Raw genomic sequence first — 15,296 nt, forward strand, 5'->3', positions numbered from 1 at the left:
AAAAACCGGCTTAAAAAGCCGGTTTACCTTAAAAGTATTTCTTCTTCCAAAAAATGAAGGCTGTCGTACCAGCTAAAGTGATGGCAACAAGTAAAGTGAAGATAAAAGCATACGAATTGTGCTCAAACGGAAGCTTCACATTCATACCGTAAAAACTTGCCACCATCGTCGGGAGCGTTAAAATGATGGTCACGGAAGTTAAAAACTTCATGGCATTATTGACATTATTGGATATGATTGAAGCGAATGCATCCATCATCCCACTCAGGATGGAAAGATACACCTCTGCCATTTCAATTGCCTGCGCGTTTTCGATGATTACGTCTTCAAGCAATTCCTTGTCTTCTTCATACATTTTCAAATAATTAAAGCGAAGGATCTTATCAAGCACGACACGGTTGGATTTTAAAGATGTCGTGAAATATACAAGACTTTTTTCCAAAGCGAGAAAGGTATATAGCTCTTTATTTTTCATTGACTGGTGCAATTCCCTTTCGGCTTCATTGGTCATTTTATTAATCTGTTTCAAGTAACGTAAATAATAGGATGAAATTTCAAATAATAATTGCAAGGCAAACCTTGTCTTTTTGTTCGTGAAAAAACCTTTAATTTTATTATTTTTAAAATTCGCCAATATGGGTGATTCCTTCAAAGATACGGTAATAAAACAATCTTTGGTAAAAATCATCCCAATCGGGATTGTTTCAAAAATGGGCAAGTTGGCTTCGTCCCGTGTCAAATATGGGAAATCGACAATGATCAACACATTGTCATCTTCTTTTTCAATCCTTGGCCTTTCCTCATCATCCAGAGGATCTTTCATGAAATTGATGGGTAGCTTCAAGGTGTTGCAAATATGTTCAATCTCGGTTTCTGTGGGTGCGACAATATTCACCCATGAACCTTTTGTCATCTCCTCCATATTGTTCAAGAGACGATTTTCATTCGTTTTGTAGATTTCAATCATTCGTTGACCTCCTCTTTATTAGAGGAAGCCCTATTTACCTTCTTCGAGCAGATACTCAGGAAGAATAACAGTCTCGACTTCAAGCATCATATTGGCTTCCTCTTGCTTTCTGGGTTCAGGATCATAAGAACTGCTGTTCACTCGTATCCACTTCCTTTCGATTCTTTTATCTTAATCCTTATTCATTTAAAGCACAATAACGAATTTCCATCTCGATTCCCTTATTTGAAATTCACAATTATCTGATTCCTGGTAAACCATTGTGATTTTATTTTTTCATGAAAAAATCGCTTGGGGAATTCCCAAGCGATTGACACTGCATTAACCATGCTTTGCATTATTATAATAATGAACTCCATACATCGCGCCTTCATCCACCATTTTATTATCTTCATGATCATATGGATCTGGATGACCTGCCTTTTCGATCATTGGATCCAATTCTGAACACTTCCTATTTAAAAAGCTCATTGTCTTATCTTTTGTACTGTTCCAAATATCTTTTACTTTACCTCTGTTCGCTTTAGTTGATAAAAATGAGACTCCGGCAACTCCGACTCCAAGTAACATAACGTTTTTTGCTAATGCCATCATTACCTTCCTCCTTCAATTTGGATTTATATATGTATACCCGATGTCGGGTCATGTAAACCTTTATTTATATGGAGGTTTTTGATAAAAGAAATTAGGCTTCAGTATTTCATTTTTATACGGCTTGTGAAAAACGTGTGTGGTTGCTGGTGAGACAGGGGGAATTAACCATGTCCAATCCCCGGTTATACCCCGGTCATTTAAAGCCTCTTTTTCTTCAAATTTCTTGAATTGCTTTGCGGCAGTATGATGATCGACAATGCTGACCCCACTTTTCTTGAACGAATACAGGACAGCTTCATTTAATTCAATCAAGGCACGATCCTTCCATAAATTAGATTCACGTTTGATATCCAGGCCCATCCTCTCCCCAATTATCGGGAGCATATTGTACCGCTCTTCATCCGCTAGGTTTCTGGCACCGATTTCCGTCCCCATATACCACCCATTAAATGGGGCAGCTGAATAGGTAATGCCGCCAATTTCCAATTTCATACCTGATATGATCGGAACAGCATACCATTTGATTTGAAGCTCCTCGAACCAATTGTACTGCGGGTGCATGATTGGAACTTCCTTCACGAGTCGATCCGGAATATCATAGAGCTTCGGTTGCTTGCCGTCCAATTGAACCACAAGAGGCAATATGTCAAAACGACCAATGTTACCTTCCCAGCCCAATGCCAGACATTGCTTCGTAAATTCAATTGAGCTTGGATCACCGATGACACCATATTCCGTCTCATATCCCGCATAGCGAATGAGCTGATGATTCCAAATATCGATTTTTTCATTCTGTTCCTTCTGCTTGAAAATGGTAATCACTGGCCTGATGTTTCCGTTATTCGTGGCGTACTCGATATGTTCAAAAAGAGACGAAATAATTTCATCCTCACTTTGGACCATCCTTTTATCTATTACCCGCAGTGATTCCCAAAAAAAGCGGCCGATGCAGCGATTACTATTGCGCCATGCTAACTTAGCGCCGTATACTAATTCCTCATATGTATGCTCATATTTGTTTGTTTCCTTGATTTCTCTTTTAATTTGTTCTATTCTGTCATTTATTTCATCTTCGTTTTTTAACAATTCCGTATAGCTTGTCCTGATAAAGGAAATGGCCTCTTGCAGTAAATCACTCATCTTTCCCACGGATCCTTCCATTTGCAAAACTTTACTTTCACTACTAAAGTAACATATTTCTCGAAGAATCTCTAAAAGAAACCTTGAAAAGGGCATTTCTTTTCGTGTTGAAATTAATTCCTAATCATGATACTTAAAGTAAGCTAATATATTATTTACACTATAACATCTCTAGTAACTAAATAATAATCGGTAAAGTTGTTACAGAAGACGTAAATGCATTATAATATAGTAATATGGGGTGATATGATGAATAATACGACACTTTGTCCGCGTTTTGAAAAAGGGATGCAAATTTTGAGTAAACGCTGGACTGGATTGATTGTCAATCAATTGCTAAATGGCCCTCAACGGTTTTGTAATATTGAATCCGCCTTCCCGATTAGCGGCAGGATTCTATCTGAACGTTTAAAGGACTTGGAATTGGAAGGTATAGTGAAGAGGGATGTTTACCCAGAAACGCCAGTAAGAATCGAATATTCCTTAACTGAAAAGGGCATGGCGCTTGCACCGGTAATGAGTGAAATTCAAAACTGGGCTCAAAATTGGCTTGAACCAACTCAGGATCAATGACATAGCCATACGGTAATAAAGAAGGAAGGTCGCTGCATGGCAGACTTTCCTTTTTTATTACCTTCATTTGTTCACCCGTCCAAGAATAGTGGTATATTTTTCACAGATAGAACCACACTAGATTTATTCAAAAATTGTATGGGCGGTGAATTCATGAAGCAAGCAAATTGTATAATAATTGGCGGAGGCATCGCCGGCATTCAAGCAGCTATCCAGCTCGGTAGATATAAACATGATATTATCGTGATTGATTCAGCTCAAGGCCGCTCTTCCATCGCTAAGGCTTACCATAATATTCTTGGATGGCCAGATGGGGTGAGCGGCAGTCAATTAAGGAACCTGGGCAGGCAGCAAGCAGAGAAATCCGGCGTGAAATTCTTGGATGATAAGGTCACAACTCTTGAAAAGATAGAGGACAAGTTCATTGTTTCAACCAAGAAAGACAGTCAATATCAAGCCGATACGATATTTCTTGCGACGGGCATAACCGATAATATCCCGCCAATAAAAAACCTCTACTCCACGCTCGGTACTTCGACTTATATATGCCCAGACTGTGATGGGCATGAGATCACGGATAAGCAAACGGTTGTGATTGGAGGCGGAACTACAGGAGTGAAAATGTCCTTGTCCCTGTTATATTGGTCAAAAAATATTCTGTACGTAAATCACTTGAAAACAACTATAGATGAAAAGGAAAGGGAAAAGCTGAAGGAAGGCCAAATTCCCTTAATTGAAGAAAAAGTCGAGGAAGTACTTGTTGATGATGAACACCAGTTGACTGGGATACAATTGGAAAGTGGTAGAATCATTGAAGCCTCAAAAGCTTTTACAGCATTCAAAGGAAATAAACTCAACAATGAACTTGCGTTGCAATTAGGGGTGCAGGTAAATGAGAATGATCATGTCGTGACCCACCCTCGCACTAAAGAAACGAATATTACCGGAGTTTGGGCGGGCGGCGACCTGATTGCCCATTCAGAACAAGTCACCATTTCAATGGGAGATGGCACCCAAGCAGCGATATGGATTCATAAGAGACTTCTCGGACACCCCCTCCCCTATGATTGATCCGAAACCGACAGAAAAAAGGAAGGGCGACCTGATCACCAGGACGCCCTTCCTTTTCGTACTACATCTACATTCGGTTCCTTCCTTTGAACACTTTTACCAGGATAAGGATGACTGCGATAATAAGCAATATATGTATAAAGCCGGCAGCCACTTTAAAAACTAAACCAAGCACCCATATTAAAATAATTGCACCGATAATTGTCCAAAACATGATAATCTCCCTTTCTTCCATCCTTCTCATCAAAGAACCTTCTTGATGGCTTACCTTTAAATTACCCACTTCTTTCATTTACAAACCCATTTCGAATGGTGGGTAATCCAAAAATAAATTACATAAAACTGTAAATGATGTAAAAGATAATAACGAAATGTGGAATCTTCTAAAGGACGATAAACAAATGACACCCGGAAGTAATCCTTGTTTTTGATTGTCGCCCTTACAGCATGCTAAAACAAACTAAAGGAGTCGTTCATTCATGAAAAAGTTTTTGGCCATCTGTTTCACTGCCTGTGCCCTTTTCCTCGTCAACTTGGATCATCCGGCTGCACAGGATACCAACGCAAATCCGGAAAGAGTCCAATTCACTGAAGCACAAAAAACAGAGCTTGCAAAGATTCAAAAACGAATACTCGCCGACAAAAAGGAATTGATCGGGAAATACGTAGAGTATGGTGCTCTTACACAGGAAGAAGCCGATAAAATGTTTTCGCACTTTGAAAAGCATTATAAAATGATGGAGGAACATAATTTTCAAGTTCCGCAGCACCGGCCCCATGCAAGGCATATGCATAAATGATCAATTATTCAGTCTGTGCCATTCCGGCATGATCATCCGTCCTTACCCCAAGGACGGATTTTTTTCGTTTCTTTGATTCTTGATAAATAATCCTTACGCGTTTACCATTTACTAAAGGATTTATATTTCACTTTAGCGAAATACATACCTATGAGAATGGAAAGGGTGAAAAGGATGAACCAAAAAGGGATAACAGCAAGAGACTTATTTCACTTGAAATCGGTAACAGATCCAAAGCTTTCACCAGATGGCAGCATGGCTGTTTACGTTCAAACAGAAATTGATGAAAAAACGGAAAAATACATTTCCAATCTGTATATGTTCAGCTTAATCACAAATGAAACAAAACAATGGACCTTTGGCGAACATCGCAACACATCACCAGCTTGGTCTCCAGATGGTAAGCATGTCGCATTTATTTCAGACAGATCCGGAAAAAAACAAGTTCACATCATGGGCAGCATCGGCGGGGAAGCTCGACAGCTAACCCATTTCATGAATGGGGCAACCTCCCCTATCTGGTCTCCGTGTTCCACCAAGCTGTTGCTTTCAACAGGTTTAAAAAAGGGAGAAACACTTGACACAGCAGAGGAAAATAAATGGTCTAACGAGATTCATCGATATGACAGGATCAAGTATAAATGGGATGACAGAGGTTATTTCGATCAATTATATCACCAGCTTGTGGTAGTGGATGTCATGAAGAGCGAATCAGTTGTGTTAACGGAAAATGGTGTTGACCATCACCCTAATGCCTGGTCCCCTGACGGTGAGCACATCGCTTTCATATGTGGCGACGCGGAAAAAGGTGACGAAGAGCTTTTCACGGATATTTTCACCATGGAAGTTGAAACGCGAGCGCTACGTAAAATAACGAATAGCACAGGATTTTATAAAGATCCTAAATGGTCTCCAAATGGCGAATACCTTTCCTACATTGGGCATGAAAAAGAATTCGCCGGTGCGACACTGTCAAAAATTTGGTTGTATACCTTGTTTGATCAATCGATTCAGTGCTTGACGGATGGGTGGGATGTTGAGATTGGGGATTCTGCAATCGGCGATTTTCAAATCGGGGCAGTCGACCCAGGTATCTTATGGACAAACGATAGCCAGGGCTTTTACTTTTTGATTAGTGATTATGGCAGCACTGGTGTATATTATGGTTCAATTGAAGGGGCCATGTATCCATCCATTCTTGATGCCCAGCATATATACGGTCTGACTATAGATCCAGAAAGCCATCGTGCCGTCGTGGCCATCTCCACTTCCGTCCAGCCTGGTGACCTGTTTGCGTATAATCTTACAAATGGGGAAAAAGAACAAATCAGTTTTGTTAATGAAGATTTTTTGAAAGAAAAGCAAGTATCTTCAGCTGAGCCCATTTCGTTTTCAGCTGTTGATGGCCTCACGATTCACGGCTGGATCATGAAACCGGTCGGATTTGTTGAAAATCGACAATATCCACTCATTTTGGAAATCCATGGCGGTCCGCACATGATGTATGCCAATACCTATGTTCATGAATTCCAGACATTGGCTAATGAAGGGTATGCCATTTTATTTACAAACCCCCGTGGAAGTAAAGGATATGGCCAGGACTTCGCGAATGCCTGCCGTGGGGATTATGGCGGCGAGGATTATAACGACTTGATGGCTGGTGTTGACCATGCCTTGGCTACATATGATTTTATAAGCGAGCAGGATTTGGGCGTTTCCGGCGGAAGTTACGGCGGCTTCATGACAAATTGGATCGTCGGTCATACGAACCGCTTCAAGGCAGCAGTAACTCAACGGTGCATTAGTAATTGGCTAAGCTTTTATGGTGTCAGCGACATCGGCTATTATTTTACAGAGTGGGAAATTGGTGGGGATATCATTCATTCTGCAGAAAAGTTGTGGCAGCACTCCCCTTTAAAGTTTGTAGGAAATGTGGATACACCTTTGTTATTACTGCATGGTGAACGTGATTACCGCTGCCCGGTAGAACAGAGCGAGCAATTTTTTGTTGCATTGAAACGACAAAACAAAGAAGCGGTACTCGTAACCTTCCCAGAAGAAACTCATGAAGTGTCGCGCAGTGGATCACCGAAAATGCGTCTTGGGCATATTGAAGAAATCAAAGGATGGTTCAATAAATATCTATAATAACAAAGGTACTGTTCCAAAAGCCGTAAAATGACTTTTGGACAGCACCTCCTTGTTACACCATGAGTGAATTTGTCCCTTTCAAAGACAATTACTGCAAACTGTTGATTCGCGCAGACATTTTCCGATTCCCTTTACAAGGGGAATAGAACATTCCGTCTCCGTAAAAAAATTCATCGACATAGAGCTTCTCAAGAATGCCACTTGATGTGAATAAATTCTTGTGACTTCTCATATTCGATTCCCTCCAGTTGATATGCTCCTAGCCTCACTCTAGCAAATTAATCATCTCCTAAACATGAAAAACTCTAAACGACACAAAAGCAGGTTCCCTCTCACCCTATCCGATATACTTATCATTCGCGCGATTCTTGAACATCATCTTCAAAAAAGGCTTCCATAATTCCCTGTCCAATCTTCTGGCTGATTGGATGGGAGTTTGTCCTGGCATTAGGGACTACTACTGAAAAAGCTACTTCAGGATTGTCGTAGGGAGCATACCCCACCAGTGTCAGGTTGTTCGTCGGTTTATCTGTATATGTCTTCCTTAATTCAGGATCATAATAAAAGGATTGTGCCGTCCCCGTTTTACCGGCTATTTTATAGCTTTTGTATGGATGTTTATTAAAATGGGAGGCAGCGCTTCCGCCTTGTTCGTGGAACACTTTGCGGAACCCCTCTTGCACGCGTTCAATCTTTTGTTTATCCATGTCAATGCGATTCAGATAAACTGGAGAGGCGCTTTGGAAAACGACAGGATTTTCATCTTCCATTACCTGTTCGCGGATTTCCTTAAGAAGATGTGGTTGCACCCTATATCCTCCATTAGCAATTGTCGATATGTATTGAGTCAGTTGCATGGGAGTATAAGTATCATATTGGCCGATTGTAAAATCGAGCAAATGGCCTGGGGACCCGCCTTGGCCGCGATATCCGCTGGATTCATTCGGGAGATCGATTCCTGTCTTGACCCCAAGCCCGAATTGATTGAAATAATAGCGAAACGTTTCAAACGCATTCGAATCCAGCGGCAGTCTCATGTTTCTATAATAGGTCTTCCCAAGCATACTCATAGCCGTCTTAAACATATAAACGTTGGAGGATTGCTTCAATGCAATCAGGTCATTGACCATCCCCATCGTTCGAATTGACTTCTTGACTGGGGTGCTCAGCAAGTAGATAGGCTCATCCAGGAAAGACTGACCAGGTTGAATGGCGCCGCTCTCATACCCGGAAAGTACTGTCGCCCCCTTTACAGATGACCCCATTTCAAAAGATGAGTTGACAGTTCCAAGGGCATAATCGGTCGCTGCCCATTTGCCGTTAACTTCTTTAATCTGTTTCCCAACCATGGCCAGAACTTCTCCTGTAAGGGGATTCATCATGACGACAAAGGCTTTATTCAGGAATGCCCCCCCTCCATTCCTCTTAGCATTAATCAATTCAGCAGTGAGTATCTCTTCTACCTTCTCCTGTAAACCCATATCAATAGTCAGTATTAGGTCCTTACCAGGTTTACCAGCTGAGACCTCATGAGTTCCAATAATGTTTCCTTTTCTATCTGTTTCAATTTCAGTCACGGACTTCGTGCCCCTGAGGACATCTTCATATTGGTATTCCAATTGGCTTTTTCCTACTCGGTCATTCCTGCTGTACCCTTTAGATATATAACCGTCGAGCCTCTCTTTCGGTATTCCTTCATCTCGAGACGTCGTGCTTCCTAATACGGACCGAAATAATTCTCCATACCGATAAGTCCGTTCCCAATCAGTCAAAATATCCACTCCAGGAATTTCAGGCAGTGCCTCACTCACTCGTGCTAATTCTTGATAGATTACATTTTTGTCCTTGATTGGCTGAGGCGTATACGCATAGCCCTTCTTCATTTCTCTTAAAATGGCAAGTACCTTCAGTTCGTCATTTCCAATTTCTTTTAAATCGGATTCAACAATCCGGTCCAGCTGCCTCTGATAAATATCATTATTTGTCAGCTGTTGGTTCTGCAGCTCCTTGTCTGTCAGTTTCTTCAGTGCCTTCTTAGATCGTGTCACGATCCAATAATCCTTCATGTCCCGTTCTGTAATTTTGTCTGTTTTGATTGATATATACGCTGACAGTTTCGTAGCAATTTCCAGCAGTTCCTTTTCTGTTTCATTTCCGGTTTTCGTATAAACAATGATGTTTGACGCTTCATTGTCGACAAGCACTTGGTTGTTCCTGTCGTATATTTTCCCTCTTGGCAGGTGATGTCTCACTTCTCTCACATTCGTGCCATTCACTCTCTTATCGTACATATCCCCTTGATGAATCTGCACAAAAGCTAGTCTGAATATCAGAACGGCAAACAATACAAACACAAGGGTCGCGATAATAAACATCCTAGTCGACTTCATCCGCTTTTTATTAGTCTTCTGCCGATTGCCCAACGTCCTGTTCCCTCACTTTCACCCTGTTTTTTTCATTTCGCATCGTCAGACTGACACAAGCTATGCCTACGATACAAAAGAAACTGAGTGTAAGAGGCTGAGGAAAAATAGTGTAAATCATACTGCTGATAATCATCATCTGAATATGTATGGATCTCATTCTGTCCCTCCATTTACTCACCTTACTCACAACTTCATTTTAATTAGTCCCACCCATCAGCTAAAAATTCAGCTGACTTTCTTTATTCATTCTCAGTTAAGTACTGATCCAGCACAGGTTTTATTTTCGCAGTTACATAGTGGCTCCCCCCGCGATTTTTTACATCCTCCACAATGGCTGTAAGCAAGATGGATGGACTCTTTGTATCAAACACAACCACAAAGCCATTTTCCTTTCCGTCTTCCCCTTTCTTGCTCTTCAGCTCAGCTGTCCCTGTCTTTGCAGCCAGTACCTCTTTTGCTGTCTTAAGATTATGGGCAGTCCCATTACCACGCTCCACCACCTGAATTAATGCCTTTTGGACGGTTGAAGCAACCTCACTGGAAATGACGGGTTTATCGATAGGTTTATTATTTTCTTCCTTTATCAAAACAGGCATCACCATATTTCCGTCATTCACAAACGGTGTAAACGCAGCCCCTAAATGGACAATTGACATCAGGACTTCCCCCTGTCCATAGGCGGAGTCGGCAAGTAAGACTTCATTCTCGATTCCATCATTGGATAGCTGGCTCTTTTTCAAATGAATCGGCAGCTGGAAATCCTCCTGGAATCCAAATGTGGAAGCATTCTTCTCAAAATTGGCAGCTCCCATTTCCAGAGCTTCCTGAGCGAAATAGATATTATCGGAATAAGACAGTGCATCAACCATGTCCACCGGACTTGCTTCCTTAACACGGGTGACAAAATAGCCTCCCCAGCTATTGTCCTTCCTCCACTGCAAGCCGGATATTTCTCTTTTCTTCTCCGGGAATGTCGTTCCGGCGGTGAGTCCGGAGGCGGCAGTAATTGCCTTGAACGTAGACCCTGGGGCATACAAGCTGGAGAAACGGTTCAAGAATGGAAGCTGCGGGTTTTCACTATATGCTTTCCACTGCTCCGCCGTCATCCCGCTCACCATTAAATTCGGATCGAAGGATGGATAGCTGACGAGCGCCAACATTTCGCCGGTCAAGGGATGTATCGCAGACACCGCCCCTGCATCTTGCTTCATCGCTTCATACATGTTACTCTGCAATGCAGCATCGATCGTCAGATTTATGTTTTTACCATTGATGACATCCACTTGTTTAAGTATGCTTTTCTGTTCCCCTTTCTCGTTCTTAATTTGTATGATGCCGCCCTTCTTTCCTCTTAACTGCTTTTCATACACTTGTTCCAGTCCCGACTTACCGATATAATCTCCTGAAGTGTATACATGGTCGGCGTCCTTTTTAAGGTCTTCACTTGTTGCTTGCTTTACATACCCAATCAGATGGGCAGCTCTATCTTTTTCAGGATAATACCTTATCCTTTTCGTTTGGAAATATACTCCCGGTAAATCCTCATCAAGGCTTTCCGGCTGAAACTCTGCAGGCATGACAGCAATGGGGACGAAAATATCTTCTGTCACCCATTTCTGATCAAGCGCCTGTCGAAAGCGTTGTTCAGGAATTTTGAAATAAGCGCTTAGCTTAATTATTTCAGCTTCCTTGGACTCTCCAAGCTTTCCGGGGATGATTCCCATTTCATACACATCTTTATCCAGGGCGAGCGGGTTACCATTGCGGTCAAGGATTTCCCCCCGTTGGGGCAAAAAGGACTGAGCGCTGACCTTATCTCCTTTTTCCATCCCAGCAAAGATCAAAGACGGATTCCACTTTATTTTCCACTCTTTCCCATCTTTTGTTTTCTCTTCTTTAAAAAAAGTTTGATAGGATGCTGACACTTCTCCAAGAAATGTATTAATTTTTACCTTGAAAAGTCCTTTATATGTTTCACTGTCATCTTCATAAAGCAGCTCCTTGGATAAAACTTCAATAGAAGAAGTTTCAATACCTGAAAAAATCGCATGATACTTTTCGGTAAAACTCTTTTTCGTATAATCGTATGTTTCCACATCTCCTTCTGATATAAGCTTAAACATTTCCTCGTAGTTTTGTTGGGAAAATTGTCTGACATATTCATTAAAAACTTCTTCCGGGGTAGCCTTGTTCGCTTTAAGATAATGCCATAGCGGCAGTACTCCAACTGTCAATGCTACAACCAACACCAATATGATTATTTTTTTCATTGTTTTTCACTCATCCTCAAATATGCCTGATTCGCATTTTTTATATTCTGACGATTATAAAGCATATCACCTGTCTTACTGCTCTCATCACGATCAAACATCTTACTGCACTCTTTCCACTTCGTGAATATTATCTTCGTTCACTATTGCCTTCCGAGATCGTTTACCGATTCGTTTAACATAAATAAACGTTTGAAGGAGCTATTACTACGCCTCCTCTCCTGATTACAAATACATAAATCTTACACGTGTAATTTTTTAAAGTATTACACATGTAAGATTTACAGTCAATACAATTATGCTTTAAGGAAAAAAATAAACTTACAATTGTAAGTTTAATGGCTAAAGATGATTTTACCGGAATATTCCTCTTAAAATATCGAGGGGTGGACATGAAGAAATAATATAGGTATAGGAATATGGAAAAAGAATATACGTTTCCCCTACCCTTTTTCTTCAAAATTCAGAAATTACACATCAGTAAAATGACATATAATAAGTAAGGAAAGTGTTTAACGTCTTCATATTGCTGCATTGACTTCTAAAAATATGAACCATATAATTAAATTATTACAATCGTAATTTTAAGGATGGTTAAATATGAAAATAACACCCCAAATTTCAGAAGCAGAGCTTGAAGTTATGAAAATAATTTGGAAACACCCTAATATCAATACCAATGAGGTTATCGAAAAGGTCACCAAAACTAGTAAATGGAGCCCTAAAACTATTCAAACGATGTTATTAAGGCTAATAAAAAAAGGGGCACTGAATCATTATAAGGAAGGTCGTGTATTTGTTTATACCCCTAACGTTGATAAAAGTGATTATCTGGAAATAGAGAGCCGCAGTTTTTTAGAACGTTTTTATAATGGGACGTTAAATTCTATGGTATTGAACTTTTTGGAAAAAGATAGGATGTCCGAGGACGAAATTAATGAGCTGTATCAAATTTTAGAAAAACGTATGAACAGAAAGAAGGAATAACATGAGCAGCTCTTTCTTTACGTTTTTTCTCATCAGTAATATCACATTATCTCTCATTTATTGCATTATCCTTCTCATAAAAAAACTATTAAAAATTCAAATAACTGTAAATACCCAATATTATATCAGCATTATTTCTCTTTTATTATTGATTGTTCCTTTTATCCCTTTTCATTGGCTGAAAACAGTTTCTCTTTTTGATTGGATGATAAACTTAGGTGAAAATAATTCAACATTAACCAATATACATTCGGCAGGTAAAACGTCAACAACAAGTGGGCAAAACGCAAATTGGCTACAAGATTTTTCCATGTCCATTGATCAATCACCTTTCCCAATGATGGAGTCTGTTTTTTTTATAATATGGATATCAGGAATAATTTTCATCCTAATAGCTACTTTATATAGCAATCTTAGAATTTACAAAATAAAGAAAAACCTTCAAGTAATTGAAAACAAGCGGTTATCCACGCTTTTTTATACATGTAAAAAGGATATACATTTTAATAAAAAAGTGGTTTTGGGTTATTCCTCATTAATAAAATCACCCATTACATTTGGGGTCATCACTCCATATATTGTCATACCACAAGATACTTCCATGCTTTCTGCGGAAGAGATGAAATGTATTTTGCTTCACGAGTTGTATCATTGTAAACGAAGAGATATGCTAGTAAACTATTTCATGTGTCTAGCCCGAACTGTTTATTGGTTTAATCCCCTCGTATGGTACTTCTTGAATGAAATGAAAACTGAGATGGAGATTTCATGCGATTATGCAGTTTTAAGGTCGCTGGATAATGAATCACATCTAAAATATGGTGAGGTCATTTTAAAATTCGCCTCTCTTTCTAAACGTTCATCTTCTTTGTTAGTTGCTTCGGAAATTAGCAGGTCTTACAAACAAGTAAAAAGGCGTATTGTTAAGATCAGTGATTTTCATGTTGAATCAAATATGCTAAAGATGAAAAGTTCTCTAGTATTCATCTTTTTTCTAGCGATCGTTTTGATTAGTATCCCTTCTATATCTGTAATGGCCCTGAACAAAGAAAAAGAAACACATGCTCTTTCTCATACGAATGTCGTGTATAAAGATTACAGTAGCTTTTTTGATAAACTTACGGCAAGTGCTGTAATATACGATACCAAAATGAAGCAGTATACTATATACAATAAGGAAGAAAGCACTACTAGATTTAACCCTACTTCCACTTATAAGATATTCAGTGCATTGTTCGCCCTTGATTCTGGGATCATTTCAAAGGACAATTCCCAAGAGAATTGGGATGGAACCATTTATCCTTATAAGGAATGGAATGAAGATCAAGATTTATTCTCAGCTATGAAAAGCTCATCCTCATGGTATTTTCAAAAACTCGATCACCAGGTGGGTAAAAAGAAATTACAGAATTACTTTAAGCAGATACATTATGGAAATCGCGATTTATTGGGGGACTTATCTAATTATTGGCTAGATGGTTCACTAAAAATTTCTCCTGTCGAACAGGTAGATATGTTGAAGAAATTATATGATAATGAATTTTCTTTTGACCCTTCTAATATTCAAACCGTGAAAGACTCCATACTGTTAGAAGAATCAAATGGCAAGCTGTTATCTGGAAAAACGGGGACGACTGCTGTAAACGGGGAAAATGTAAGTGGCTGGTTTGTAGGATATGTAGAAACTTCAGATAATACTTTTTTCTTTGCCTTTCACATTCAAGGTGAAAAGGATTCAGGTGGAAGCAATGTTGCTGAGAAAGCACTTTCCATCTTGGAGAAGGAACATATTTATCAATCCGTATTTTGATAGATACGATTTTTTCATCAATTTTTTCGTTTCTCGATATAAACTCCAAGAGTAGAAATAATTTGAACGGGCATGTTTTGTTGCTATGGGGCAAAACATGCTCTTATTTATAAAGCTTAGGAAAGAATCTTATGATCAGATTTATCTTCTTGTGCCTTATTATTAGCATTAGATTGATTTATACGAACTTTACGTGACAATTCCGCTAGATACCTCCTTCTTACATTTCTACTTTTCAAACAATAAAGTATTATCTACCTTAATACTTTTACTCCACCTTCCAATTAAACAAATGGACGGCATGACCAAGTCATGCGGTGTGATTGATTTCCCCTCCAACGCTCAGGTTTACATAGGGCGCGAAGTAAGCCTTCTCGACCTGAACGCCATTGGTGTCTTACTTGTGCTGCTGCTCCCGCAGGAGTCTCGCATATCAAATCGGTTTGAAAACAACAACCTATACGAATTGAGCCAAAAAAAGAGACTTCATAGTCCCTTTTTATGACT

At 39.7% G+C, this 15,296-nt stretch carries 13 protein-coding genes; 6 read left to right on the forward strand and 7 right to left on the reverse strand.

Going from position 1 to position 15,296, the window contains the following annotated elements; genetic code table 11:
• Positions 1 to 28 precede the first annotated feature (28 nt).
• The 3 genes from ABE28_RS12705 to ABE28_RS12715 all read right to left on the reverse strand — a co-directional run bounded on the left by ABE28_RS12705 (position 29) and on the right by ABE28_RS12715 (position 2,701).
• Positions 29 to 967 (reverse strand): magnesium transporter CorA family protein, encoded by a 939-nt coding sequence (locus ABE28_RS12705; RefSeq protein ID WP_064464732.1) that lies wholly within the window; start codon positions 965 to 967, stop codon positions 29 to 31.
• A 321-nt stretch (positions 968 to 1,288) separates the two neighbouring features.
• Positions 1,289 to 1,561, reverse strand: a complete 273-nt coding sequence (locus ABE28_RS12710; protein ID WP_064464730.1) for a hypothetical protein — start codon at positions 1,559 to 1,561, stop codon at positions 1,289 to 1,291.
• A 60-nt stretch (positions 1,562 to 1,621) separates the two neighbouring features.
• Positions 1,622 to 2,701, reverse strand: a complete 1,080-nt coding sequence (locus ABE28_RS12715; RefSeq protein ID WP_064465297.1) for a nitric oxide synthase oxygenase — start codon at positions 2,699 to 2,701, stop codon at positions 1,622 to 1,624.
• A gap of 249 nt (positions 2,702 to 2,950) precedes the next feature.
• Here ABE28_RS12715 and ABE28_RS12720 point away from each other — a divergent pair, with 249 nt between their 5' ends.
• Together ABE28_RS12720 and ABE28_RS12725 are read left to right on the forward strand one after the other, a co-directional pair.
• Positions 2,951 to 3,274, forward strand: a complete 324-nt coding sequence (locus ABE28_RS12720; protein ID WP_064464728.1) for a winged helix-turn-helix transcriptional regulator — start codon at positions 2,951 to 2,953, stop codon at positions 3,272 to 3,274.
• Between the two features lie 153 nt (positions 3,275 to 3,427).
• A complete protein-coding gene (locus tag ABE28_RS12725) occupies positions 3,428 to 4,345 on the forward strand; it encodes an NAD(P)/FAD-dependent oxidoreductase (protein ID WP_064465296.1) in 918 nt (305 codons plus the stop codon).
• Between the two features lie 67 nt (positions 4,346 to 4,412).
• Here ABE28_RS12725 and ABE28_RS12730 read toward each other — a convergent pair whose 3' ends face one another.
• Positions 4,413 to 4,559 carry a lmo0937 family membrane protein gene (locus ABE28_RS12730; protein ID WP_152983703.1) on the reverse strand — a complete coding sequence of 49 codons (147 nt, stop codon included), beginning with the start codon at positions 4,557 to 4,559 and terminating at the stop codon, positions 4,413 to 4,415.
• A gap of 265 nt (positions 4,560 to 4,824) precedes the next feature.
• Between ABE28_RS12730 and ABE28_RS12735 the strand changes: the two genes are divergently transcribed.
• Together ABE28_RS12735 and ABE28_RS12740 are read left to right on the forward strand one after the other, a co-directional pair.
• On the forward strand, positions 4,825 to 5,145 hold the full coding sequence (locus ABE28_RS12735) for a YckD family protein (RefSeq protein WP_064464724.1): 321 nt from the start codon (positions 4,825 to 4,827) through the stop codon (positions 5,143 to 5,145).
• A 174-nt stretch (positions 5,146 to 5,319) separates the two neighbouring features.
• Positions 5,320 to 7,293, forward strand: coding sequence for a S9 family peptidase (locus ABE28_RS12740; protein WP_064464722.1), 1,974 nt, complete (start codon positions 5,320 to 5,322; stop codon positions 7,291 to 7,293).
• 356 nt (positions 7,294 to 7,649) lie between these two features.
• Here the strand turns inward: ABE28_RS12740 and ABE28_RS12745 are convergent, their stop codons facing one another.
• From ABE28_RS12745 to pbp4, 3 genes are all read right to left on the reverse strand, one after another.
• The gene (locus tag ABE28_RS12745; RefSeq protein WP_064464720.1) at positions 7,650 to 9,719 is read right to left on the reverse strand and encodes a peptidoglycan D,D-transpeptidase FtsI family protein; all 2,070 of its coding nucleotides are present in this window, start codon (positions 9,717 to 9,719) and stop codon (positions 7,650 to 7,652) included.
• A complete protein-coding gene (locus ABE28_RS12750) occupies positions 9,697 to 9,879 on the reverse strand; it encodes a hypothetical protein (protein ID WP_064464718.1) in 183 nt (60 codons plus the stop codon). The genes ABE28_RS12745 and ABE28_RS12750 overlap by 23 nt, the downstream gene beginning before the upstream one ends.
• An 82-nt stretch (positions 9,880 to 9,961) precedes the next feature.
• Positions 9,962 to 11,992, reverse strand: a complete 2,031-nt coding sequence (gene pbp4, locus ABE28_RS12755; RefSeq protein WP_064464716.1) for a penicillin-binding protein PBP4(5) — start codon at positions 11,990 to 11,992, stop codon at positions 9,962 to 9,964.
• A gap of 600 nt (positions 11,993 to 12,592) precedes the next feature.
• Here pbp4 and ABE28_RS12760 point away from each other — a divergent pair.
• Both ABE28_RS12760 and ABE28_RS12765 read left to right on the forward strand, forming a co-directional pair.
• A complete protein-coding gene (locus ABE28_RS12760; RefSeq protein WP_064464714.1) occupies positions 12,593 to 12,979 on the forward strand; it encodes a BlaI/MecI/CopY family transcriptional regulator in 387 nt (128 codons plus the stop codon).
• A gap of 1 nt (position 12,980) precedes the next feature.
• Positions 12,981 to 14,789 carry a BlaR1 family beta-lactam sensor/signal transducer gene (locus ABE28_RS12765; RefSeq protein ID WP_064464712.1) on the forward strand — a complete coding sequence of 603 codons (1,809 nt, stop codon included), beginning with the start codon at positions 12,981 to 12,983 and terminating at the stop codon, positions 14,787 to 14,789.
• Positions 14,790 to 15,296 lie beyond the last annotated feature (507 nt).

Source organism: Peribacillus muralis (assembly GCF_001645685.2).
Classification (GTDB): domain Bacteria; phylum Bacillota; class Bacilli; order Bacillales; family DSM-1321; genus Peribacillus; species Peribacillus muralis_A.

Coding starts and splice junctions, on each gene's coding strand:
- ABE28_RS12705 (WP_064464732.1), bottom strand. CDS start 967: ATGATTGAAATCTACAAAACGAATGAAAATCGTCTCTTGAACAATATG.
- ABE28_RS12710 (WP_064464730.1), bottom strand. CDS start 1,561: ATGATGGCATTAGCAAAAAACGTTATGTTACTTGGAGTCGGAGTTGCC.
- ABE28_RS12715 (WP_064465297.1), bottom strand. CDS start 2,701: ATGAGTGATTTACTGCAAGAGGCCATTTCCTTTATCAGGACAAGCTAT.
- ABE28_RS12720 (WP_064464728.1), top strand. CDS start 2,951: ATGAATAATACGACACTTTGTCCGCGTTTTGAAAAAGGGATGCAAATT.
- ABE28_RS12725 (WP_064465296.1), top strand. CDS start 3,428: ATGAAGCAAGCAAATTGTATAATAATTGGCGGAGGCATCGCCGGCATT.
- ABE28_RS12730 (WP_152983703.1), bottom strand. CDS start 4,559: ATGTTTTGGACAATTATCGGTGCAATTATTTTAATATGGGTGCTTGGT.
- ABE28_RS12735 (WP_064464724.1), top strand. CDS start 4,825: ATGAAAAAGTTTTTGGCCATCTGTTTCACTGCCTGTGCCCTTTTCCTC.
- ABE28_RS12740 (WP_064464722.1), top strand. CDS start 5,320: ATGAACCAAAAAGGGATAACAGCAAGAGACTTATTTCACTTGAAATCG.
- ABE28_RS12750 (WP_064464718.1), bottom strand. CDS start 9,879: ATGAGATCCATACATATTCAGATGATGATTATCAGCAGTATGATTTAC.
- pbp4 (WP_064464716.1), bottom strand. CDS start 11,992: ATGAAAAAAATAATCATATTGGTGTTGGTTGTAGCATTGACAGTTGGA.
- ABE28_RS12760 (WP_064464714.1), top strand. CDS start 12,593: ATGAAAATAACACCCCAAATTTCAGAAGCAGAGCTTGAAGTTATGAAA.
- ABE28_RS12765 (WP_064464712.1), top strand. CDS start 12,981: ATGAGCAGCTCTTTCTTTACGTTTTTTCTCATCAGTAATATCACATTA.